Source organism: Onishia taeanensis (assembly GCF_900100755.1).
Classification (GTDB): domain Bacteria; phylum Pseudomonadota; class Gammaproteobacteria; order Pseudomonadales; family Halomonadaceae; genus Onishia; species Onishia taeanensis.
The window spans coordinates 292,297-313,722 of sequence record NZ_FNCI01000002.1; the positions used below are offsets into that span (position 1 = coordinate 292,297).

Below are 21,426 nucleotides of genomic sequence, written 5' to 3' on the forward strand. Positions count from 1 at the left end.
AGGAAGGGACCCCAACCCGCGCCAGGAGCCTGGAAGGCGTTGATGCCTGCCAGGTGTCCAAGGGGGCAGGGGGCACGCCAGCCCGGGGTTCTTTTCTGTCTCTTACCGGCCTTCGGGCCGGTTTTTTGCGCTGTGACAAGTAAATGTCGACAACTCCCCTGTATGCTTGGGAATACCCGCTACCATGGGGTAACATGCGGTAATACAACGGCGAACCCACCAACATCACCGGTACGTTGGTCGCTGAAAAGAGGATCCGGAGGAGTCTCAATGGCCTTTGCCCAGAAATTCATCGTCGCCGATGACCATCCGCTGTTTCGCGCTGCCCTTACCCAAGCGCTAAGGCAGCAGGCGCCCCAGGCCGAGATCGTGGAAGCTGACACCATGGAAGCCACCACCGACGTGGTGACTCGCCATCCGGATGCTGACCTGATCCTGCTGGACCTGCACATGCCGGGCGCCCATGGTTTCTCTGGGCTGATCCAGCTGCGCGGTCAGAATCCCGATGTCCCGGTGGCCGTCGTTTCCGGCAGCGATGAGCCCTATGTGGTGCGTCGCGCGATCGATTATGGCGCCTCCGGCTTCATTCCCAAGTCGTCTTCACTGACGCTAATCGCTGAGGCGGTGGGCGAGATCCTCGAGGGGGAAGTCTGGCTGCCTGCTGAACTGGCCGATGTGCTGGGCGAGACCAACGAGGAAGAGTCACGCTTTGCCGAGGCCATTGCCTCGCTGACGCCTCAGCAGTTCCGGGTCCTCAACATGCTCACCGAGGGCCTGCTCAACAAGCAGATTGCCTATGAGCTGAACGTATCCGAGGCGACCATCAAGGCGCACGTCACCGCGATCCTTCGCAAGCTGGGCGTGCACTCCCGCACCCAGGCGGTGATCGCCGCCCAGAAACTCGAGGTCGAGCCACCCAAGGTGGAGTCTTGATCTTCGGTCAGGAGCCATAATAGCGTCGCTGCCCACCTGGAAGCCTGAAGCTGAAAGAACGCCGCCCCCATGGCCTTGCCGTGGGGGCGGTTTCATTTAGGCTGCTTCGGGCTTCGGGCTTCGGGCTTCGGGCTTCGGGCTTCGGGCTTCGGGCTAGGCGCTAGGCGCTAGGCGCCCGGCTGGCCTGAAGTGTACGGGTCAGCAGCGCGCGCAGTGCCGCGGGGCGGACAGGTTTTAGCAGCAACTGATAACCCGCTCGCTTGACCTCCTCGGCCACCTCTTCGGTTCGATCGGCGGTGATCACGATACCTGGCACTGGTCCTTCGCAGCGCTCGGCCAGGGCGTCCAGTGCCATAAGGCCGGTCACTTCGTTGTCCAGGTGATAGTCGGCGAGTATGGCATCAGGATCGCTTTCCAGATGGCGCAGGATCGACTTGGCGCCGCCTATCGAGGTGGCGGTGAAGACCTCGCAGCCCCAGCCGGTGAGCATCGCCTTCATGCCCTCGAGAATCAGCGTCTCGTTATCGATACAGACCACGCGGGTACCGGCAAGCTTGTTACCGGCGCGACGCTGCTTGGGCTCTTCCTGTGTGCTGACCTCTTGGGCGGCCACCATCGGCACGGTCACCGAGAAGACCGTACCCACGCCTTCCCATGAGCGGACCCGAATCGGATGATCCAGCACTCGGCTCATGCGGTCGGCAATCGACAGCCCGAGGCCGAGCCCCTTCTCGCTTTCCTTGTGCCGCGAGGCCTGGTCGAGACGCCGGAACTCCTGGAAGATTTCGGCTTGCTTGGCCTCCGGAATGCCGGGGCCGGTATCCCAGACCTCGATGACCAGCTGCCCCTCGTGGCGACGACATCCCAGCAGCACTCGCCCCTGCTGGGTGTAGCGGATGGCGTTGGAGAGGAAGTTCTGCACGATGCGCCTGAGCATCTGGGCGTCGCTGTCGACCCACTGCTGGGTGGCGACCACCACGAGATCCAGGCCGCGCTCCTCGGCCATCACCTCGAACTCGGCGCGCAACGGCCGGAAGACATCGGCCAGCGCGAAGTGGCTGCGACGCGGGGTCAGGGCCCCGGCATCCAGCTTGGAGATGTCGAGCAGGGTGCTGAGCAGCTCCTCGGCGGCCTGCAGCGAGTTATCGATATGGCCGATGGTGCGGGAGAGATCCTCGGCGTCGTCCTGCTGGGCCAGCGCCGAGGTGAACAGGCGCGCGGCGTTCAGGGGCTGCAGCAGGTCGTGGCTGGCCGCGGCCAGAAAGCGGGTCTTGGAGGCGTTGGCGTCCTCGGCGACCTGCTTGGCCTGGCGCAGGGCCTGCTCGGCCTCGGCGCGTACCCGGTTCTCCTGACGCAGGGCTGCGTTGGCATCCGAGAGCGCAAGAGTGCGCTCGCGGACTCTTTCTTCGAGGTTCTCGTTGGTCTCCTTGAGAGCTATCTCGGCCAGCCGACGTTCGGTGATGTCCTGGTAGAGGGCAAAGAAACCGAGGATGGTGCCGCTATCGCCGAAGTGCGGCGTATAGGTGACCAGCAGGTAGCGGGTGCCGCCCTCGTCGTCACGCTGGGAAATCTCGAAGCTGACCCGCTCGCCGGCCAGTGAGCGGCGCATCCAGGGCAGCCCCTCGTTGGCGACGTGATGGGGCATGACCTCCTCGAAGCGCTTGCCGATCACCGCGTTGCGATCGATGTTGAAGACCTGCTCGTAGGCGCGGTTGGTGAAGAGGTAGCGACAGTCCTTGTCGAAGTAGGCGATCAGGGCCGGCACGTTGTCGGTGTAGATGCGGATGTTGTTCTCCGAGCGGATCAAGGCCTCCTCGGTACGCTTCTGGCGGGTGATGTCCTGATAGGTATAGACGAAGCCGCCTCCCGGCATCGGCATGCCCTGCACCTCGAGCACGGTGCTGTCCTGGCGATAACGCACATAGCGGTGGGGCTGGCCCTCGCGAATATTGTCGACCAGCAGCTCGACGTGTTCTTCGGGGTCGCCAGGGCCGTATTCGCCATTATGGGCGTTATAGCGCAGCACCTTGTCGAAGGGTGCGCCGACCCGAATCAGATGGTCGGGAAAGCGGAATAGCTCCAGATAGCGCTGATTCCAGACCACCAGGCGCAGGTTCTGGTCCACCACGCTGATGCCCTGGTTGATGTTCTCGATGGTGGCCTGGAGAAGGGCGCGGTTGAACTCCAGCACCTGGGAGGCCTCATCGACGATCGAGATCACATCCGAAATGCCGATACCGCGCCCCTGCAGCGCCGAGTTGACGACGATACGCGCCGAAGACCCCCCCAGTACCGAGGCCAGAAAGCGCTCGGTGAACTGGATGATATCGATGGAGGCGCGCTGCGTGTCCTCGAGCTTCTTACCGTTACGCCGAGCGTAGTCCTCAAAGGCGCGTTGCACCTGGTCGGCACCAAGGAAGCGCTCACATAGCACCTTGAGGTCGCCCACCGTGGTGGCGCCCGCCCAGGGCCTGTTGATCGGCGTCTGACGGGTCTCGACGCTGTCCACGAACAGCGAGGCCTGGATGCGTTCGACCACGCGCTGCGGGGTCATTTGCGAGACGAAGATATAGCCGAACAGATTGAAGCCGAGCGACAGCATAACGCCGTGGGTGAAGTTATCGCTGACATTGAGACCGAACAGGTCGGTGGGCGAGAGCCAGCCGATGCCCAGCGGCCCGCCGGCGAGCCAGTCCCCGGGCAGCACGCCTGCCTGGATCAGGGCCGGTGTCAGCAGCGTGTAGGCCCAGATGGCGAAGCCGATATTCATGCCCACGATCACGCCCAGACGGTTGCCGCGTTTCCAGTACAGGCCACCGAGCAGGGCCGGGGCGAACTGAGCGGCAGCGGCGAACGACAGCATGCCGGTCGATGCCAGGGTGCTGAATTCGGCGGTCAGCTGATAGAAGCCGTAGGCAAGCCCCAGGATGATCACGATGGTGACGCGGCGGGCTCGCAGCACCAGGCGGCCATAGTCGCGGGCCTTGGTATCGAACCAGCGCAGGCGGAACAGCAGCGGAATGACGATCTCATTGGAGATCATGATCGAGATGGCCACGGTGGCGACGATCACCATCCCGGTGGCCGCCGAGAAACCACCGATGAAGGTCAGAAGCGTCAGCGGCACATTGTTGGCCGCCATGGGAATGGCCAGCACATAGGTATCGGGTTCGATGCTGGTGCCCGAGAACATCGTCAGACCGGCGGCGGCCAGCGGCAGCACGAAGAAACCGATGACGACCAGATACAGCGGAAACAGCCAGCGGGAACGCCGGGCATCGTCACGGTGGGTGTTCTCGACCACCGCAACGTGGAATTGGCGCGGCAGGCAGAACACCGCCAGCATTGCCAGCAGGGTTTGCGCCCAGAAACCGTTGCCGAAATCCTGCTCGGTCAGCTGGCGCTGCAGCTCGAGCTGGATATCGGCCCGCATCAGCAGGTCGCCGAGACCGTCGAAGAGTCCCCAGGTGACGTAGGCGCCGAGTATCAAGAATGCCGCCAGCTTGACCAGTGACTCGAAGGCAATGGCTTGAATCAGACCCTCGTGGTGCTCGGTGGCATCGGTATGGCGGGTGCCGAAGAGGATCGCGAACAGCGCCATGACCGCCGCCACATAAAAGGCGGTGTCGGCGAACAGCGGTGCGCGGGTCACGTCGCTGCTGTCCGTGAGTACTTGAAAGGCGGCGGATACCGCTTTCAGCTGCAAGGCGATATAGGGCAGGGTGCCGATCAAGGCCACTAGGCTGGCGAAGGCGGCAAGCGACTGGGTCTTGCCGTAACGAGAGGCGATGAAGTCGGCGATCGAGGTGACGTTCTGGTGCTTGGCGACGCGGATCATCTTGGCCAGTACCGGCCAGAACAGCAGGAAGGTCAGGATCGGGCCGACGAAGATGCTCGCAAACGACCAGCCCGAGGTGGCGGCCTCGCCCACTGCGCCATAGAAGGTCCAGGAGGTGCAATAGATGGCCAGCGCCAGGCTGTAGATGATGGGGCGTCGTTGGCTTGGCCCATGCTGCTGGGCATGACGATCGCCCCGCCAAGCGATGGCGAAGAGGACGACGATATACAGAAGCGATATGGCGATCAGTAGCCAGCCGTGAAACATGCCTGCTCTCCCTCGAATGTCGCCCCATTCTAGGGTAATGCCGCCCCGGAAGGCAGCCGGTGAGAGGCATTGGATCAGATCAATGATTCGTGAACCAAGCCTACAACCGAGCAGATGTTTGGGTGAGGCGCGAAGGCAAGATGGCTCGACGGATGATCCGCAGCGCCTAGCGACTCAACGACGCAGCAAAGGCCCCGTTGGGGCCTGGACGGCAGAGGTAAGAATAGCTGTGAGGAAGCGTGGTATGGCGCTCAGGACGCGTTGCATACCGCCTGGAAGACCGGGTCGCTGTCCTTCAGGCGTACCAGCTCATCAAGCTTTGGTTCGCCGGTAGAGGCGTCGAGCGGCACCCGTTCGCGGGTGGTGCAATTCATCAGGTAGGGCCGCGTGCTGACATGATCGACGGCCTGCTTCTCGAAGCGGTAGCGAATGAACTCGACGAGCCTATCGTTGCCCGCCTGACGGCTGATCAAGTTCTCCCGGTCGATGACCTGGAAGGCTGTCGTCATGGGAAAGAGATAGGTCCAGGGGCGCCAGAACATCTTGCTTTTCTCGCTCGCTACGACCTGTGCCGAAGGCGGCAATTGCTGCTGCTTGTGAGCGAACCAGGTGTATTCGGCATGGATTTGGTAGGCCAGCATGCCCAGTCCGCCGAAGGCGGGGATGATCCAGCGCGGCAGCCGCTTACCGCTGAGTGTTCTCAGCAGCAGGGCGATGCCCGCCGCACCGAGGCCGGCGAAGACTGCCGCGATCAGGTGCCACATCATATTCGGGTTTCCTCAAAGCAATCGGGCTTCCTGCTGGAAGCCCGATTGGGTGATGCCGTGGCGCCGGTTGGCGCTGTCAGACGAGTATTATGGCTTAGTGATCCACTGCCATGCCAGCACCCTTGGGATAGCGGACGCTTTCCACCAGGTCCTGGATTTCCTGCGGCGGTGCCTTGGTGACGCTGGAGACGCTGAAGGCTACGGCGAAGTTGATCATCGCGCCCACGGCACCGAAGGACAGCGGCGAGATGCCCAGGATCCAATTATCCGGCGTGTTGGCCAGGGTGTTGGTGCCCGGAATGAAGAACCAGCCGAGGTAGGTGAAGATGTACAGCAGGGTGGCGATCAGGCCCGAGAGCATGCCGGCCACGGCACCCACGTTGTTCATCCGCTTGGAGAAGATCCCCATCATCAGCACCGGGAACAGCGAGGCGCCGGCGATACCGAAGGCCAGGGCCACTGTCTGTGCGGCGAAGCCCGGCGGGTTGAGACCCAGATAGGTGGCCAGCAGGATGGCACCGGCCATCGAGATACGTGCCGCCAGCATCTCGCCTTTTTCGGTGATCCGCGGGTTGATCATGGTCTTGATCAAGTCGTGACTGACCGCCGACGAGATGGCCAGCAGCAGGCCGGCAGCGGTAGACAGCGCAGCCGCGATACCCCCGGCGGCGATCAGGCCGATGACCCAGCCGGGCAGGTTGGCGATCTCCGGGTTGGCGAGCACCAGAATATCGTTGTTGACGTTAAGCTCACTGCCTTCCCAACCGCGCTGTGCGGCGGTATCAGCGAATGCCTCGTTGCTGTCGTTGTAGACCTGGATGCGGCCGTCGTTGTTCTTGTCTTCGTACTGGATCAGGCCGGTTTCTTCCCAGGTACGGACCCACGCGGGACGATCTTCGTAGAGGATGGGGTTGTTGGCCGCTTCATCATAGTTCTCGACCTGACCTGCCATGTCCGGATAGACAGTGGTCATCAGGTTAAGGCGAGCCATGGAGCCCACGGCCGGGGCGGTCAGGTAGAGCAGGGCGATGAACACCAGCGCCCAGCCCGCGGACCAGCGTGCGTCAGCAACCTTGGGCACGGTGAAGAAGCGAATGATGACGTGAGGCAGGCCAGCGGTACCGACCATCAGCGACATGGTGAACAGCACCATATTCAGCTTGTTGTCGACGTCGGCGGTGTAGTCGCGAAAACCGAGTGCATTAATCACGTCATCCAGTTTCGCCAGCAGTGGCACGCCGGATTCGGTGTGGGTGCTAAAAAGACCGAGCCCCGGGATGGGGTTGCCGGTAAGTTCCAGCGAGATGAACACGGCGGGGATGGTGTAGGCGATGATCAGTACGATGTATTGGGCCACCTGCGTGTAGGTGATGCCTTTCATGCCGCCGAAGACCGCGTACAGGAAGACGATGAAGGCCGCGATCCAGATGCCCCAGGTGTTGCTGACCTCGAGGAAGCGCGAGAAGGCGACACCGGCACCGGTCATCTGACCGATGACATAGGTGATTGAGGCCACGATCAAGCAGATGACCGCCACCAGGCGCGCGGCGTTGCTGTAGAAACGGTCACCGATGAAATCAGGCACGGTGAACTTACCGAACTTGCGCAGGTAGGGGGCCAACAGCATTGCCAGGATGACGTAGCCGCCGGTCCAGCCCATCAGGAAGGTGGAGTTGGCATAGCCACCCGATGCCAGCAGGCCCGCCATGGAGATGAAGGAGGCCGCCGACATCCAGTCGGCGGCCGTGGCCATGCCGTTAGTGATCGGGTGCACGCCGCCGCCGGCGACATAGAAGTCCTTGGTGGAGCCCGCACGGGCCCAGATCGCGATCCCGATATACAGGGCGAAAGAGGCGCCCACGAATAGCAGGTTAATGGCAAATTGACTCATGCGATTACTCCCCGAGACCGAACTTTTTGTCGAGGCGGTTCATCTTCCATGAGTAGAAGAAGATGATGCCGATGAAGGTGAGGATCGATCCCTGCTGAGCGAACCAGAAGCCCAGGTCAGTACCGCCCACGGGGATGCCCGCCAGTAACGGGCGCAGCAGAATGGCGCAGCCATAGGACACCAGCGCCCAGACGATCAGGCAGCCTGTGATTAGACGCACGTTGGCCGACCAGTAAGCAGCAGCATTGGATTTGTCATCTGCCATAGTCATGCTCTCCGGATGTTCCAGGGTTGAGTTGTTGTTGCGACATTAAGTGTGATGTAGCCGGTCGATCATTCTTTGAGCATCACTCCGGGTAGCGCTTCCATTCATTGCTGAAATGGCGGCATCGTGGTGAGAAGTCATCAGGATCGGCTTCATCATCGGTTGCCCATCGGTGCTTCACTAAGACCTTGGTTTATTGTTCCTTTGTCTTTGGTGGAATGCGCTTTTATGTCGCTGCATTCATCAGCACTGATACTGGTCAATAACCCAGGAAAAACAATCCCATACTTTGGTATCAGGGCTCGAAGGCGCTGTGAAAGATTTTCCTAAAGTTTTGTTTTTTCAAATGGTTATGAGACCCTTTGTTTTTTATCGTCCTATCTTTAGTCGTGTGGTTAGGACGATGGTATAGCCTGGTTTTGATCGAAGTTATACCAAAGAGAAAAAGTTGAACGATGGTCTAGGTGTCGGCCGGTGAGAAGCTGTTGCTATGCTGCCTGAAAGTTAAATGATGTTTGGCGGGCGCCGTCAGGTCAGCCATCACTGTCGTGACGTGAATAGGCGCCGGCACTCGCTGTAGAGATAAGACGAAGGTCGCGCCATGCGGCCGGTGAGATGAGTCGTTACCCGCGGTGACATGGCCGCCGCACAATGAGGTCATCGCCATGGTCGATGTTGATCTCTCCCAGCCACCTTTCTCGCTGCTCGATGATGACGGGCGTGACCTGGTGCGACATGGCGTGGATCTGGCGTATTACGAAAGCGACGATGTATTGCTCGACGCGGGCCAGCCCGGCGAATACGTCTACCTGATTCACAAGGGCGAGGTCGCCGAGCTGGATACCTCCGAGCCCAGTGCGTCGGCGCGCATCGGCCACTACACGGCGGGGGATTTGTTCGGCGCGATCAGCATCCTCAACGGCAAGAGCCGCTACCGTTTCAAGGCCGAACAGGAATGTCTTTGCTACCTGCTACCGCGCGCGCTGTTCGAGCGGCTGTGCAAGGGGTATCCGGCCTTCGCTGAGTTCTTCCGCCAGCGTCTTTCCGACAAGACCCGGTTGATGACCGAGCGGCGTGCCGAAGGTGGCGTCAGCATGGCCGGCTTCATGCTGGCGCGCATCGGCGAATGCATGCGCGCGCCGCTACTCGTCGATGCCGATACCAGCATTGCCACGGCGGTGCGGACCCTCAACGACAGCCGTGCCGATAGCCTGCTGGTTCGCCAGGGGGCGCGTCTGGGGATGGTCACCAAGACCGACCTGCTCAATGCCCTGGTGATCGATGGCGACGACCAGCAAAGCCCGGTGGTCGCGATCGCTCACTTCTCGCTGGTCAGGGCCCGCCCCGATCAGTATCTGTTCGAAGCACTGGTCAACATGACCCGCCACGAAGTGGCGAGAGTGGTGGTGTTCGAGGGCCATCAGGCGGTGGGCGTGGTCGAGCTCACCGACGTGCTGAGCTACTTCTCGAGCCGTAGCTATGTGGTCAGTCTTCAGGTCGAACAGGCCGACAGTCTCGAGGAGCTGGCTGCGGCCAGCGCCCGTACCCCTGAGCTGGTCAAGGCGCTGATGGTGCAGGGCGTCAAGTTGCGGTTCGCCATGGACCTGCTGGCGGCGTTGAATGGTCGCATCATCCACAAGGCCTGGGGATTTCGGATCGATCAGGCGCGCCAGCATCAAAGCTGCTTGATGGTGATGGGCAGCGAGGGGCGCGGCGAGCAGATTCTCAAGACGGATCAGGACAATGGCCTGATTCTTGCCGACGACGTCGACTGGCCCGGCTGCAGTGATCAGATGCAGCGCTTTACCGAGACCCTGGTGACGCTCGGCTATCCACGCTGCCCGGGCAATATCATGGTCTCCAACCCACAATGGGTCGGTCGGGTGAAGGATTGGCGAGAGCGTATCGTCCAGTGGGTCGAGAGGCGCGATGGCGAGAGCCTGATGAAGCTGATGATCCTTCTCGATGCCCATGCGGTTGCCGGCAATACGGCCCTGCTCGACGAGGTGCGCGATGCGCTGTTCGAAGCCTGTGGCAACAATGAGCTGTTGCTGACGTACTTCGCCCGAGCGGCGCTGCAGTTCTCCACGCCGCTGAGCCTGTTCGGCACCCTGAAAAAGCCCCAGCATGGTATCAACATCAAGAAAGGCGGCATCTTCCCCATCGTGCATGGTGTGCGCACCCTGGCGTTGGAGCGTGGCATTCGGGCCACCTCGACGCTGAAGAGGTTGGATGCCCTGGTGGCCGATGGCCGCCTGGAAGCACGCTTCGCCGAGGATCTGGGCGAGGCTCTGTCGCTGTTCGCCGAGCTGCGCCTCAAGCAGCAGCTCGAACATCTGGACGGCATCAATGCCGAGCGCGACGCCAATCGAGTCGTCGTGCAGCAACTCTCGTCACTGGAGCGTGACCTGCTGCGCGAGGCGCTGCATATCGTCAAGGACTTCAAACAGCGACTGACTCAGCGCTTTCATCTGGAATATTGACGGCAGGAGGTAGGATGTTAAAAGCGTGGCGCCGTGTGACCGATCGTCGCCGCCAGGCCGGTGGCGACTATGGTTGGCTGTTCAACCCCTATACTGGCGACGAGATGGTGGCCATCGACTGCGAGACCACCGGCCTCGATACCCGGCGCGACGAGCTGGTCTCGATCGCTGCGGTCAAGGTGCGCGGTGACCGGGTGCTGACCAGCGAATCGCTGGACCTGCGATTGTCGCGTCCGGCTTGTCTGACGGGTGATTCTATCTGTATCCATGGTCTTAGAGGCATCGATCTAGAAGGCGGCGCGAGCGTCGAGGATGCCCTCGAGCAGTTTCTGGATTTCGTCGGCAACCGGCCGCTGATCGGCTGGTGCATCGCCTTCGATATTGCCATGCTCAATCGGCAGTTGCGGCCCCGCTTCGGCTTCGACTTGCCTAACGCCACCGTCGATATCGCCCAGCGCTATGCCAAGGCCGTGCGTCGCGTGAATCCGCAAATGGAGCCCAGCCTGCGCTTTGAAGCCATGGCCGAGTCGCTCGGCGTGCCGGTCATGGGGCGCCATACGGCGCTCGGCGATGCCGTGACCACGGCCCTGATGTACGTGCGCCTGAACAAGACCCGCCGCATCATGGCCTGAGCCAGCCGTTGGCGCTGCGCCTTTCCCGGTGGCGGACGCTCATCCAAAGTGCCCGGTCGCTAGCCCCTGGCGCGAGTGATAAGATAGCGCCTCATTTCCGTCCCCTTCTGTTGCGATCATGACCGATACTGCCGTGACTTACCCCTCGAGCGTTGCCGATACCTCTGCTAACGATACGGCCCAGGCTGCCGCCAAGGACAAACGCGACTTCAACAAGCTGCAGAAGCGCCTGCGGCGCCAGGTCGGTAACGCCATCATCGATTACGGCATGATCGAAGAGGGCGACAAGGTCATGGTCTGCTTGTCCGGTGGCAAGGACTCCTACACCATGCTGGAGATCCTCAGGAGCCTCCAGCGCAATGCGCCCGTGAATTTCTCGCTGGTAGCCGTCAATCTGGACCAGAAGCAGCCGGGGTTCCCCGAACATGTGCTGCCGGAATATCTGGACAAGCTCGGCGTCGATTACCACATCCTCGAGCGGGACACCTATTCGGTGGTCAAGGAAAAGACCCCCGAGGGCAAGACCACCTGTGCGCTTTGCTCGCGCCTGCGGCGCGGCTCGCTGTACGGGTTCGCCGAAGAGATCGGCGCTACCAAGGTGGCGCTTGGCCACCATCGCGAAGACATCCTCGAGACGCTGTTTCTGAACATGTTCTTCGGCGGTAGCCTCAAGTCGATGCCACCTAAGCTGCTTTCCGACGACGGCAAGAACATCGTGATTCGCCCGCTGGCCTACTGCCGCGAAGCGGATATCGAGGAATTTTCCCAGCGCATGGCGTTTCCGATCATCCCCTGCAACCTGTGCGGTTCGCAGCCCAATCTGCAGCGCCAGGTGGTCAAGGAGATGCTGGCCGAGTGGGAGGTCGAGCATCCCGGGCGCCTCGAGAGCATGTTCAAGGCCGTGACCAATGTGGCGCCGTCGCAGCTGGCGGATCGCGAGCTCTTCGACTTCAAGGGCCTCGAAGCCGAGCAGGCACGCCGCCGCGAGCGTCGTATTGATGCGTTGGATCTTGGCGGTGAGGCCTAGGCCTGCCGGCACGCCACTTCTGGGCGCATCATCCCTGCTGAATTGCCCCGGCGGACTTAAACCGGATCAGCTCATAAAAACGCCAAGCCTCAGGGCTTGGCGTTTTTGCGTTGCATCGATGTGGGGGGATGCGCGGGCGGCTAGCCGTCGTAAGGGCAGCCATCATTGGCCAGTTCGGAAAGCTTCTTGAGATCGAGAATATTGACCTCGCGTCCCGATACTGCCACTAGTTGCTGCTGTTGAAAGCGGCCCAGAATTCGGCTGACGGTTTCCACGGCCAGCCCCAGGTAGTTGCCGATATCCGCACGGGACATCGATAGCCGGAAGCTGTAGGCCGAGTAACCGCGCCGACGAAAGCGCGATGACAGGTTGACCAAAAAGCTCGCCAGCCGCTCGTCGGCGGTCATGCGTGACAGCAGGCGCAGCATGCGCCGGTCGTCGCGCAGCTCCTTGCTCAGGCTGCGATAGAGCTGGGCACGCAGCTCCGGCAGGTTCTCTGACAGCCCGTCCAGCCGGTCGAAGGGAATCTCGCACACGGTGGTGGTCTCAAGAGCCACCACCGTGCCCTGATAGCTTCCCTCGTCGATGCCGTCCAGGCCAACCAGTTCGCTCGGCAGATAGAAATTGCTCAGCTGTTCATCGCCGCTGCCGGCACTGATCAGCTGCTTGAGGCTGCCCGAGCGCACCGCAAAGACGCTCGAAAAAGGCGCCTGCTGGCGCACCAGTGCCTCGCCCTTCTTGAGTGGCGCGCGACGACGAATGATGGCGTCGAAGCGGTCCATGTCCTCCACCTCCAGCGCGAGCGGCAGGCACAGAGAACTTAGGCTGCAGGTCTGGCAGCGGGTTTCATTGAGGCGGGCTCGGTGACCGAGCGCATTGGCGGGCATGTCCTTCTCCTTGACTGCATCCTTTTCGATTCTAGCTTATCCGTAGTGCCCATTATGGAATAGAGAACCTAGCAGGCAAAGTTTCTTTGCTTCTCGAACGCCGCGGCCGGCACTGCTTCGTTATAGGCATGAGCCTACAGGCGTTGGGATCAAAGGATGCGCGAATAGCGCTCTTGGGCCTGCTTGGGCAGTCGAGCATCGAAGGCCATCGCCAGATGCCGGATCAGCAAACGCCCGCGCGGCGTCACGACCAGCCGGCTGCCGTGTCTTTCGATCAGGCCATCCTCGATGCTGGGGGCTAGGCGGGTCAGCGCATCGTCGAGCCACAGCGTCGCATCGAGGTCGAACTCGTGACCCAGTGCCTCAAGATCGAGCGCCATGTCGCACATCAGCCGTTCGATGGCGCGACGGCGCAGTTGGTCGTCGAGGCTCAGCCGGATGCCCTTGACGGTGGCCAGCCGGCCGGCGTCCAGCGCCGCTTCGTAGTCGGCGAGCGCCGTGGGATTCTGCGCATAGCAGTCATCCACCCGGCTGATGGCCGAAACGCCCAGCCCGACCAGGTCGCTATTGCCGTGGGTTGAGTAGCCCTGGAAATTGCGGGTCATGGTGCCTAGGCGCTGGGCGCTTGCCAGGCTGTCGTCGGGCAGTGCGAAGTGGTCCATGCCGATATGCACATAGCCCGCTTCCTCGAGCATTTCGATGCTTGTCTGCAGCATGGCGAGCTTGGCGTCACTGTCCGGCAGGTCGGCCTCACGAATGCGACGCTGCGGGGCGAACCGGCTGGGCAGGTGGGCGTAGTTGAATACCGACAGCCGTGGCGGGGCCATGTCGATGATCTGGGCAAGGGTCGCGGCGAAGCTCGACGGCGTCTGATGCGGCAGGCCATAGATCAGGTCGAGATTCAGCGAGCGGAACCCCAGTCGGCGGGCCTCGTCGATCAGCGATTCGGTCAGTACCCGAGGCTGGACTCGGTTGATGGCCTGCTGAACCTTGGGGTCCAGGTCCTGCACGCCGAGGCTCAGCCGATTGAAGCCCAACGCCTGAAGATGGCGCAGGGTCAGCACGTTAGCTTCCCGAGGGTCGATCTCGATGGAATAGTCGCGATCGGGCGAGTTGCTGAGGCCGAAGCGCGCATCCAGGCGATCGAACAGGTCGCCCATCTGGCCGAGCGTCAGGAAGGTGGGGGTACCGCCGCCCCAGTGCAGCTGGGACACCTCACGGGACCTGTCCAGCTGGCGGCTGGTGAGCACCATCTCTCGGTCGAGCCGGGAAAGGTAGGGTTCGGCGAGCTGGGTGTTCTTGGTGGCAATCTTGTTGCAGGCGCAGTAGAAGCAGATGCGCCGGCAGAAGGGCACATGCACGTAAAGTGACAGCGGGCGGGGCCTTGCATTGCTGCGCGCCAGCGCCGCCTCGAAGTCCTCGGCGCCGAACCCCTGGTGAAAGGAGGGCGCGGTCGGATAGGACGTGTAGCGCGGCCCGCTGATGTCATAACGCTTGAGCAGTGCCGGATCCCAGGCCTGGGTGGACGGGAGGGCGGGCAGGGGGCTGAACATCACTGCATACTCCACTGGATGCGAATTGCGCCCAGTTTAGTGCCGCCAGGCTCCTGGCCTCTTGCGCCAGGTCAATTCCCGTGGAAATGCTGGGCCGCCAGGCTCACATCAGCCGCCAGGCGTTGGCCAGTTGCCAGAGTGCAAACGCGATGATCAGCGTCGCCGCCAATGTCCGTGTCGCCGGGTGGCGGATCAGTTGGCCAAGCGAACGTGCGGCGAGGCCGGTGGCCAGCAGGGCGGGCAGGGTGCCGAGCCCGAAGGCCGCCATCAGGGCACCGCCGGCCAGGGGCTCGGCGGTGGCCAGGCTCCAGGCCAGCATCGAGTAAACCAGCCCGCAGGGCAGCCAGCCCCAGATGGCCCCCAAGGCCACGGCTCGAGGCAGGGTCACCACCGGCATCAGGCGTCGACCAACCGGTTCCAGATGGCGCCACAGGCGCCGGCCCAGGGCCTCGACTCTGAGCAGCCCCTTCCACCAGTTGGCGATATACAGCGCCATCAGAATCAGCATGACGGCGGAAAGCGTCGACAGCGCCAGGCGCACACCGCCGGACAGCCCGCCGATCAGGGTGCCGAGCCCGGCCACCAAGCCGCCGGCGACGATGTAGCTTCCGATGCGGCCCAGATTATAGCCGAGCAACAGGCCGGTGAGCCTCAGCGGGTGTCGCATGCTGGGCGGCACGGCGAAACTCAGCGCGCTCATGATGCCACCGCACATGCCGATACAGTGGGCGCCCCCCAGCAGTCCGAACACGAAGGCGGCGGCCAGCGGCGGCAGATCGAGACCGGTCGGGTTCATCGCGGCCCGTCCTCCCGGCCTTGGTCTGGCTGGCGTTGTCCTGCCTGCTTTTCTTTCTCGTGTCGCTCGGTGCCATTGCCGGTCTCTGCGTCCTGCGGGGCGGGTTGGGCATCATCGGTGGCCGTCTGTGCGCGTTTGCGGCGCTGACGGGCGGCCGGCGAGAGGTCCTGTTCATCATCGTCGAAGAGGATGCGATGCGCCGGGCCTTCGAGATCGTCGAACTGGTCGTTCTTGACCGCCCAGAAGAACGCCCAAACGGCCAGCGATAGCAGGAGCAGAGATAACGGAATCAGCAGGTAGAGAATGCTCATAGGGGCTCTGTTGAGGCGTTAAGCGGTGTCGTAACCTCGCTGAGAACGCTTCGGCGTGGGCGGCCCAGCCGCAGGGCGTTGCCGACCACCACCAACGAGCTTGCCGACATGCCGATGGCGGCAAGCCAGGGCGGTATCAAACCACAGGCGGCCAGCGGCAGCGCGGTCAGGTTGTAGCACAGCGCCCAGCCCAGATTCTGGCGAATGATGCGGCGGGTAGCGCGGCTGACCTCGATGGCTTCGACGATACGCGATAGATGTGGGCTGAGCAGCACCGCATCGGCACGGGTGCGGGCCAGATCGGTGGCGCCGTTCATGGCGATCGACACCTCGGCGCCGGCCAGCACCGGCACATCGTTGATGCCATCGCCGACCATCACCACCGACTCTCCCTGTGCCTGCAGGGCCTGGACATGGGCGAGCTTGTCCTCGGGGCTGGCGCCGGCGCGCCAGTCCTCGATGCCCAGTCGCTGAGCCAGCGCCTCGACCGACCCCCTCTGATCGCCGGAGAGCAGCTCGACCGAGAGCCCCAGGCGCTTTAGCGCTTGCACGGTGGCGGGCGCGTCGTCGCGCAGATCGTCCTTGAGCGCAAACCAAGCGCTCGGCCTGCCGTCGCAGGCGAGCAGCAGCCACCGGCCTTGATCGGGGGGCGCCGGGGTGTCGCTGCCGGCGACGAAAGCCGGTTTGCCAATCCGCCAGCGGCGCCCCTCTATGCGGCCTTCCAGCCCTTGTCCGGGCCGGTTGATGACGGCCTCGGCGGAGATGCTGACATCCCGGTAAGGGCTGAAGGCCCGCGCGATGGGATGCTCGGAGTGCGCCTCGAGGGCCGCGGCAACGGCGCGAGCCTGCTGTGGTGCGATCCCGGCGATCGGCCGCGTCTCGGCTAGCGTCATCTGACCGGTGGTCAGGGTGCCGGTCTTGTCGAGGATGACGCGCTTGGCCTGGGCGAGGCCCTCTAGGGCGTGGGCGCGGGTGATCAAAAATCCGCGGCGACGCAGTCGGCCGTGGCTGGCCGTCAGCGCCGTGGGCGTGGCCAGTGCCAGGGCGCAGGGGCAGGTCACCACCAGCACCGAGAGCGTTACCCACAGCGCCCGTGACGGGTCGATGAAGGCCCAGGCGATGGCCACGCAAAGGCTGACCACCAGCAGGCGGATTACGAAGAGGTGTGCCCAGCGGCTGGCCAGTTCGGCGATGCGAGGGCGCTTGGCGAAGGCTCTGTCGGTGAGATTGAGGATCGCCGAGGCACGCGCTTCGCCGCCGGCATGGGTGACGCGCACCACCAGCGGGCTGTCGATGTTGTGGCTGCCGCCGATAACGGCGTCACCGACGCGACGAATGACCGGACGGGACTCGCCGGTGAGCATCGATTCGTCCAGGCTCGAGGTGCCGTCTTCGATCACGCCGTCGGCGGGCACGCCATGGCCTGGCCGCACCAGCACCCGGTCCCCGGCTACCAGACGGTTGGCGGGCAGTACGCGCTCGCTGTCGTCGGCCTCGAGGCGAGTCGCCGAGGCGGGCAGCACGCCTGCCAGCGCATTGCCGCTGTGGCCGCTGCGGCGTCGGGCGCGCATCTCCACATAGCGACCGAACAGCAGAAAGAAGGTGAACATCGATACCGAGTCGAAGTAGATCTCGCCGTGACCGGCGATCACCGCGTAGCCGCTGGCCAGATAGGCGCCGCCGATCGCCAGCGAGACTGGCACGTCCATGCCCAGCGTCCGGTTGCGCAGGTCGCGCAGGGCGTTGTGGAAAAAGGGCGCCGCTGAAAAAAACACCACCGGGGTGGCCAGGGCGAAGGACAGCCAGTGGAAGAGCACCAGAAAGTCCCTGGACATCTCGTCGGGGCCGCTCAGGTAGATCGGCACCGAGAACATCATCACCTGCATCATCGCCACCGCGGCGACGATCAGCCGCCGCACGCCCATGCGCTCGTCATGCTTGAGCTGCTGCTGCGCCTGGTCGGGCGCGTAGGGCTGGGCGGGATAGCCGATGGCGGCGAGCTCGGCGAGCAGCGCCGAGAGCTTGAGGCGCGCCGGATCCCAGCTAACGCTTAGCCGGTGATGGCTCAGGTTCACCGCGCTTGAGGTGACGCCATCGAGCGCGTTCAGGCGGTGTTCGATCAGCCAGGCGCAGGCCGCGCAGGTAATGCCGTCTACCGTCAGGGTAGCGGTCAGGCCATCGCCGTCGGCATGCACGAATTCGCCTTGCAGTGCTGGATCGTCGAATACCTGCCAGGTCTCGGCCTGGACGCGGCGGGTGCCGGCGTCGTTCGCGGGCCTTTCGGGCAGTTCGGTACGAAAGCGGTAGTAGCTCGAGAGTCCGCTCGCGGTGATGGCCTGCGCCACCGCCTCGCAGCCGGGGCAGCACAGCGAGCGGGGCCGCTCATCGATCACTAACTGCCAGGTGGCGCCTTTAGGCACCGGGCTGCCGCAGTGATAGCAGCCACTATCGACACCCTGTGAGGCCGTCTCGACACTCATAAGACGGCACGCCTGATCTCAAGTGTGCGCTGAAGGGGGTGGCGAAGAGTCCGCGTATCGCTCATGGACCTCACTGGCTTTCGTCGGGCACTTGCGCCGTCAGGCGGAAGGCCTCTGCACTGGGGAAGGTTGCTTCACCCTGCAGGCGCCATTCGGGGGTCTGAACGTCGGGCTCCAGCTGCAGGTACCAGCGATACTCGAGATGGCTAGGGGCCTGGCCGACATAGTGGCCGTCGCGAACGTGCGTGAGGATCAACTGCTGGTCGCGATCGTCGCGAGTGGGAAAGATCAGCGTCAGCAGCAGTCGCTGGGGGCGGGCCTCGCCGCTGAGATCGACATTGACGTCGCCGGTCATATCATCGACGCGGAGCCTGGCGGCCATGCCCAATTCAGCCGCACGGTGGTCCTGGGCAATTACCTGATTGATGGCCAGCCCCGTCTTGTAATAGTTGTCCTCGACCATGCCGTCGTAGCTGGTGATCGACAGCACCAGAAAGGTGGTGCCGGCGATGATCGAGGAGCCGAGCACAGCCAGGATCATCCAGGGCCAGAACTCCTTGTACCAGGGGTTAGTCGGCTGAGCGTTCAAGGTCATCTCCTGATCTGTCCGATGAAACGGGTCTCATGCGTTTGGCGGATGTCGTCGTCGCTGGCCTCGACGGTCACCTCGAGCTCGTGGCTGGGCTGATCGATGACATCGGCGTCAACGGTGGCACGCAGGGTGACCAGTCGGCTGTCGCCCGCGCCAATGCTGACCGCCTCGTTGCCTATCAGTTCGATGCCCGGCAGCCCCTGCATGCTGATGCGGTAGGTGTGCTCGCGGTCATCCAGGTTGCGAATGGTCAGCGTATAGGCATTGCTGATGCGCCCGTCCGGCATCACCTGGTAGAGCTGGTTGCGGTCTCGCTGGATATCGAACTCCAGGCTGGTACGGTCGCTTACCGCCCAGGCGAACAGGCCGATCATCACCAGCAGTGCGGCCAGGTAGCCGATCAGCCGGGGACGCAGAATGTGAGTGGTGCCGCCTTCCAGCGCATGTTCGGTGGTATAGCGGATCAGGCCCCGGGGATAGCCCATCTTGTCCATCACGCTGTCGCAGGCATCGATACAGGCCGCGCAGCTGATGCATTCGTATTGCAGGCCGTCGCGGATATCGATGCCGGTGGGGCACACCTGCACGCACAGGTCGCAGTCGATGCAGTCACCGAAGCCGGCCTCGCGCGCTTGTTCGTGGCTGAGGCGCTTCTTGCGGGCGCCACGCGGCTCGCCGCGGTTGCTGTCGTAGGAGACGATCAGGGTGTCCTGATCGAACATCACCGACTGGAAGCGGGCATAGGGGCACATGTAGATGCACACCTGCTCACGCAGCCAGCCGGCGTTCAAGTAGGTGAATACCGTGAAGAAGCCGATCCAGAACAGCGACCAGCCGCCCAGCGTCATGCGGGCCAGGTCGGCAACCAGCCCCTGGATCGGCGTGAAATAGCCGACGAAGGTCAGTCCGGTGGCCAGGGCGATGACGAGCCACAGCAGGTGCTTGGCCCCCTTGCGCCAGGCCTTGTCGAGGCTCATGGGCTCTTGGTCGAGCTTGATGCGGCGGTTGCGACGGCCTTCGGTGAGCTTCTCGGCCCAGATATAGAGCCAGGTCCAGACGCTCTGTGGACAGGTATAGCCACACCACACCCGGCCGGCGAAGACGGTGATGAAGAAGAGTCCGAAGGCACAGATGATCAACAGCCAGGAGAGCAGCATGAATTCCTGGGGATAGAAGGTACCGCCGAAGATACGGAACTGGCGGGCGGGCAGGTCGAACAGGACCAGAGGGTGACCGCCCCAGGAGATCCAGGGCAGAGCGAAGTAAAGGCCCAGCAATACCCAGTTGGAGGCGCTTCTGAGGCGCTGGAAGCTGCCCTTGATACTGCGCACGTAGATATGACGCCGGCTCTGATACATGGCGGTGGACGCCGCAGAAGCCGGGTCATGGTGGCCGACGCCTGCGTCTGTCGTTACGTCTTTAGTGGGAATCCTGTCGGACATGACATCACCGCGTCGGCTCGGGGTTCTGTGAGGCCCGGCGCATATCGGGCAGATCGCTATTGTAGCGGTCGGTTAGTAGTCAGGCGGCCGGGTGCGACGGCGAGACGCACCCGACGGGCGTTGACTCAGTGCGAGAGACTGTAAACGTAAGCGGTGACCAGGTGCACTTTGTCTTCGCCGATGTAGGGTGCCTGAGCGGGCATATGCCCGTTGCGGCCATTGCGCAGGGTCTGGCGGATGGCGTCGCCCAGCGGTTGGCCAGGCTGGCGATACAGCCAGATGTCGTCGGTTAGATTGGGTGCGCCCAGCGCCTGATTGCCCTTGGCTTGCGGCCCGTGGCAAGCCACGCAGGAGGCAGCGAAAATCGGCTGGCCAAGGGCGGCGGCATCGGCGTCATGCTCGGCAGCGGAGAGCGACATCACATACTGAGTCACATTGTCGATGTTGGTCTCGCCGAGCTGTTGCCAGGCGGGCATCAGGCCGTTACGGCCCTGGCGCAGGGTGGTCTTGATGTTCTCCGGCTCGCCGCCGTACAGCCAGTCGTCGTCGGTTAGGTTGGGGAAGCCGTAGCCGCCCTGGGCGTTGGAGCCGTGGCAGACCGCGCAGTTATTGAGGAAGATGCGCTCGCCGACGCGCATGGCCTCGCTGTCCTTGGCAAGTTCCGGCACTGCTATCTCGTTGTACTGAGCGAAGATCGGCGCATAGCGCTCCTCGGCACGCGCGACCTCCTTGTCCCACTGGTTTTCCTGGGTCCAGCCGAGCAGGCCCGCATAGTTGCCAAGCCCGGGATAGAGGGCGAGGTAGCCGAGCGAGAAAATGATGGTGCCGGCGAACAGCATGAACCACCAGCGTGGCAGCGGGTTGTCATATTCCTCGATGCCATCGGCCTGGTGGCCGGTGGTGCCCACCTTGCCTTCGGCGTCCGGCACCTCGTCGGTCTTGCGGTTGGCAAACAGGATCCACCAGCAGAAGGCAATGGTGCCCAGCGTGATGACGATGATCCAGCTGCTCCAGAAGCCTGAAAGGGAGTCGCCCCATAGGTTGTTCATGTGTTCTTGTCTCCCTTGTCCTGCCGGGCATCGACCTCGCCGGGCGAGGCACGGTCGCTATCCGTCACCTCGTCCTGTTCATCGGCGAAGGGCAGATTGGCTGCCTCATCGAAATCCTTGCGGCGCCGCTTCGAGTAGGCCCAGGCCACGATGCCGAGAAAGGCGATAAGGATCAGCAGGGTGGTGATGCCGCGAAAGGTCCCCATGTCCATG

Annotated in this window: 17 protein-coding genes; 4 read left to right on the forward strand and 13 right to left on the reverse strand. The window is 63.0% G+C overall.

Annotated elements, in window-relative coordinates; genetic code table 11:
• The first annotated feature begins 270 nt into the window (after nucleotides 1-270).
• On the forward strand, nucleotides 271-933 hold the full coding sequence (locus BLR71_RS03800; protein WP_092523274.1) for a response regulator: 663 nt from the start codon (nucleotides 271-273) through the stop codon (nucleotides 931-933).
• A 160-nt stretch (nucleotides 934-1,093) separates the two neighbouring features.
• On the opposite strand, the gene BLR71_RS03805 is transcribed toward BLR71_RS03800, so the two are convergent.
• From BLR71_RS03805 to BLR71_RS03820, 4 genes are all read right to left on the reverse strand, one after another.
• A complete protein-coding gene (locus BLR71_RS03805; protein WP_092523276.1) occupies nucleotides 1,094-5,038 on the reverse strand; it encodes a hybrid sensor histidine kinase/response regulator in 3,945 nt (1,314 codons plus the stop codon).
• Between the two features lie 251 nt (nucleotides 5,039-5,289).
• Nucleotides 5,290-5,805, reverse strand: coding sequence for a hypothetical protein (locus BLR71_RS03810; protein WP_092523278.1), 516 nt, complete (start codon nucleotides 5,803-5,805; stop codon nucleotides 5,290-5,292).
• A 94-nt stretch (nucleotides 5,806-5,899) separates the two neighbouring features.
• Entirely contained in the window at nucleotides 5,900-7,696 is a 1,797-nt protein-coding gene (locus tag BLR71_RS03815; RefSeq protein WP_092523280.1) for a sodium:solute symporter family protein, read from the reverse strand.
• Nucleotides 7,697-7,700: 4 nt separating this feature from the next.
• A complete protein-coding gene (locus BLR71_RS03820) occupies nucleotides 7,701-7,961 on the reverse strand; it encodes a DUF4212 domain-containing protein (protein WP_092523282.1) in 261 nt (86 codons plus the stop codon).
• A gap of 665 nt (nucleotides 7,962-8,626) precedes the next feature.
• Here BLR71_RS03820 and BLR71_RS03825 point away from each other — a divergent pair.
• From BLR71_RS03825 to ttcA, 3 genes are all read left to right on the forward strand, one after another.
• Nucleotides 8,627-10,444: a putative nucleotidyltransferase substrate binding domain-containing protein gene (locus BLR71_RS03825; RefSeq protein ID WP_092523284.1), complete on the forward strand. Its 1,818-nt coding sequence runs from the start codon at nucleotides 8,627-8,629 to the stop codon at nucleotides 10,442-10,444.
• 14 nt (nucleotides 10,445-10,458) lie between these two features.
• Complete coding sequence (locus BLR71_RS03830) at nucleotides 10,459-11,076, forward strand: 3'-5' exonuclease (protein ID WP_092523286.1); 618 nt, start codon at nucleotides 10,459-10,461, stop codon at nucleotides 11,074-11,076.
• A gap of 118 nt (nucleotides 11,077-11,194) precedes the next feature.
• Nucleotides 11,195-12,103 (forward strand): tRNA 2-thiocytidine(32) synthetase TtcA, encoded by a 909-nt coding sequence (ttcA, locus tag BLR71_RS03835; protein WP_092523288.1) that lies wholly within the window; start codon nucleotides 11,195-11,197, stop codon nucleotides 12,101-12,103.
• A gap of 140 nt (nucleotides 12,104-12,243) precedes the next feature.
• Here the strand turns inward: ttcA and fnr are convergent, their stop codons facing one another.
• The 9 genes from fnr to BLR71_RS03880 form a co-directional block, all read right to left on the reverse strand.
• Complete coding sequence (gene fnr, locus BLR71_RS03840) at nucleotides 12,244-12,990, reverse strand: fumarate/nitrate reduction transcriptional regulator Fnr (protein WP_092523290.1); 747 nt, start codon at nucleotides 12,988-12,990, stop codon at nucleotides 12,244-12,246.
• A gap of 149 nt (nucleotides 12,991-13,139) precedes the next feature.
• Nucleotides 13,140-14,543, reverse strand: coding sequence for an oxygen-independent coproporphyrinogen III oxidase (gene hemN / locus BLR71_RS03845; RefSeq protein ID WP_092523292.1), 1,404 nt, complete (start codon nucleotides 14,541-14,543; stop codon nucleotides 13,140-13,142).
• Between the two features lie 103 nt (nucleotides 14,544-14,646).
• Complete coding sequence (locus BLR71_RS03850) at nucleotides 14,647-15,339, reverse strand: sulfite exporter TauE/SafE family protein (protein ID WP_092523294.1); 693 nt, start codon at nucleotides 15,337-15,339, stop codon at nucleotides 14,647-14,649.
• The gene (ccoS, locus tag BLR71_RS18065) at nucleotides 15,336-15,650 is read right to left on the reverse strand and encodes a cbb3-type cytochrome oxidase assembly protein CcoS (protein ID WP_092523296.1); all 315 of its coding nucleotides are present in this window, start codon (nucleotides 15,648-15,650) and stop codon (nucleotides 15,336-15,338) included. The genes BLR71_RS03850 and ccoS overlap by 4 nt, the downstream gene beginning before the upstream one ends.
• Complete coding sequence (locus tag BLR71_RS03860) at nucleotides 15,647-18,130, reverse strand: heavy metal translocating P-type ATPase (protein WP_092523299.1); 2,484 nt, start codon at nucleotides 18,128-18,130, stop codon at nucleotides 15,647-15,649. Before BLR71_RS03860 ends, ccoS begins: the two co-directional genes overlap by 4 nt.
• A gap of 70 nt (nucleotides 18,131-18,200) precedes the next feature.
• Nucleotides 18,201-18,725 (reverse strand): FixH family protein, encoded by a 525-nt coding sequence (locus BLR71_RS03865; protein ID WP_092523301.1) that lies wholly within the window; start codon nucleotides 18,723-18,725, stop codon nucleotides 18,201-18,203.
• Nucleotides 18,722-20,164 (reverse strand): cytochrome c oxidase accessory protein CcoG, encoded by a 1,443-nt coding sequence (gene ccoG, locus BLR71_RS03870; protein ID WP_245696328.1) that lies wholly within the window; start codon nucleotides 20,162-20,164, stop codon nucleotides 18,722-18,724. The genes BLR71_RS03865 and ccoG overlap by 4 nt, the downstream gene beginning before the upstream one ends.
• A gap of 125 nt (nucleotides 20,165-20,289) precedes the next feature.
• Complete coding sequence (ccoP, locus tag BLR71_RS03875) at nucleotides 20,290-21,213, reverse strand: cytochrome-c oxidase, cbb3-type subunit III (RefSeq protein ID WP_092523305.1); 924 nt, start codon at nucleotides 21,211-21,213, stop codon at nucleotides 20,290-20,292.
• Nucleotides 21,210-21,425, reverse strand: coding sequence for a cbb3-type cytochrome oxidase subunit 3 (locus BLR71_RS03880; RefSeq protein WP_092523307.1), 216 nt, complete (start codon nucleotides 21,423-21,425; stop codon nucleotides 21,210-21,212). The genes ccoP and BLR71_RS03880 overlap by 4 nt, the downstream gene beginning before the upstream one ends.
• Nucleotide 21,426: the final 1 nt, after the last annotated feature.

Coding starts and splice junctions, on each gene's coding strand:
- BLR71_RS03880 (WP_092523307.1), bottom strand. CDS start 21,425: ATGGACATGGGGACCTTTCGCGGCATCACCACCCTGCTGATCCTTATC.
- hemN (WP_092523292.1), bottom strand. CDS start 14,543: ATGTTCAGCCCCCTGCCCGCCCTCCCGTCCACCCAGGCCTGGGATCCG.
- ccoS (WP_092523296.1), bottom strand. CDS start 15,650: ATGAGCATTCTCTACCTGCTGATTCCGTTATCTCTGCTCCTGCTATCG.
- BLR71_RS03805 (WP_092523276.1), bottom strand. CDS start 5,038: ATGTTTCACGGCTGGCTACTGATCGCCATATCGCTTCTGTATATCGTC.
- BLR71_RS03800 (WP_092523274.1), top strand. CDS start 271: ATGGCCTTTGCCCAGAAATTCATCGTCGCCGATGACCATCCGCTGTTT.
- BLR71_RS03820 (WP_092523282.1), bottom strand. CDS start 7,961: ATGGCAGATGACAAATCCAATGCTGCTGCTTACTGGTCGGCCAACGTG.
- BLR71_RS03815 (WP_092523280.1), bottom strand. CDS start 7,696: ATGAGTCAATTTGCCATTAACCTGCTATTCGTGGGCGCCTCTTTCGCC.
- fnr (WP_092523290.1), bottom strand. CDS start 12,990: ATGCCCGCCAATGCGCTCGGTCACCGAGCCCGCCTCAATGAAACCCGC.
- BLR71_RS03865 (WP_092523301.1), bottom strand. CDS start 18,725: ATGACCTTGAACGCTCAGCCGACTAACCCCTGGTACAAGGAGTTCTGG.
- BLR71_RS03860 (WP_092523299.1), bottom strand. CDS start 18,130: ATGAGTGTCGAGACGGCCTCACAGGGTGTCGATAGTGGCTGCTATCAC.
- BLR71_RS03850 (WP_092523294.1), bottom strand. CDS start 15,339: ATGAACCCGACCGGTCTCGATCTGCCGCCGCTGGCCGCCGCCTTCGTG.
- BLR71_RS03830 (WP_092523286.1), top strand. CDS start 10,459: ATGTTAAAAGCGTGGCGCCGTGTGACCGATCGTCGCCGCCAGGCCGGT.
- ccoP (WP_092523305.1), bottom strand. CDS start 21,213: ATGAACAACCTATGGGGCGACTCCCTTTCAGGCTTCTGGAGCAGCTGG.
- BLR71_RS03825 (WP_092523284.1), top strand. CDS start 8,627: ATGGTCGATGTTGATCTCTCCCAGCCACCTTTCTCGCTGCTCGATGAT.
- ttcA (WP_092523288.1), top strand. CDS start 11,195: ATGACCGATACTGCCGTGACTTACCCCTCGAGCGTTGCCGATACCTCT.
- ccoG (WP_245696328.1), bottom strand. CDS start 20,164: ATGTCCGACAGGATTCCCACTAAAGACGTAACGACAGACGCAGGCGTC.
- BLR71_RS03810 (WP_092523278.1), bottom strand. CDS start 5,805: ATGATGTGGCACCTGATCGCGGCAGTCTTCGCCGGCCTCGGTGCGGCG.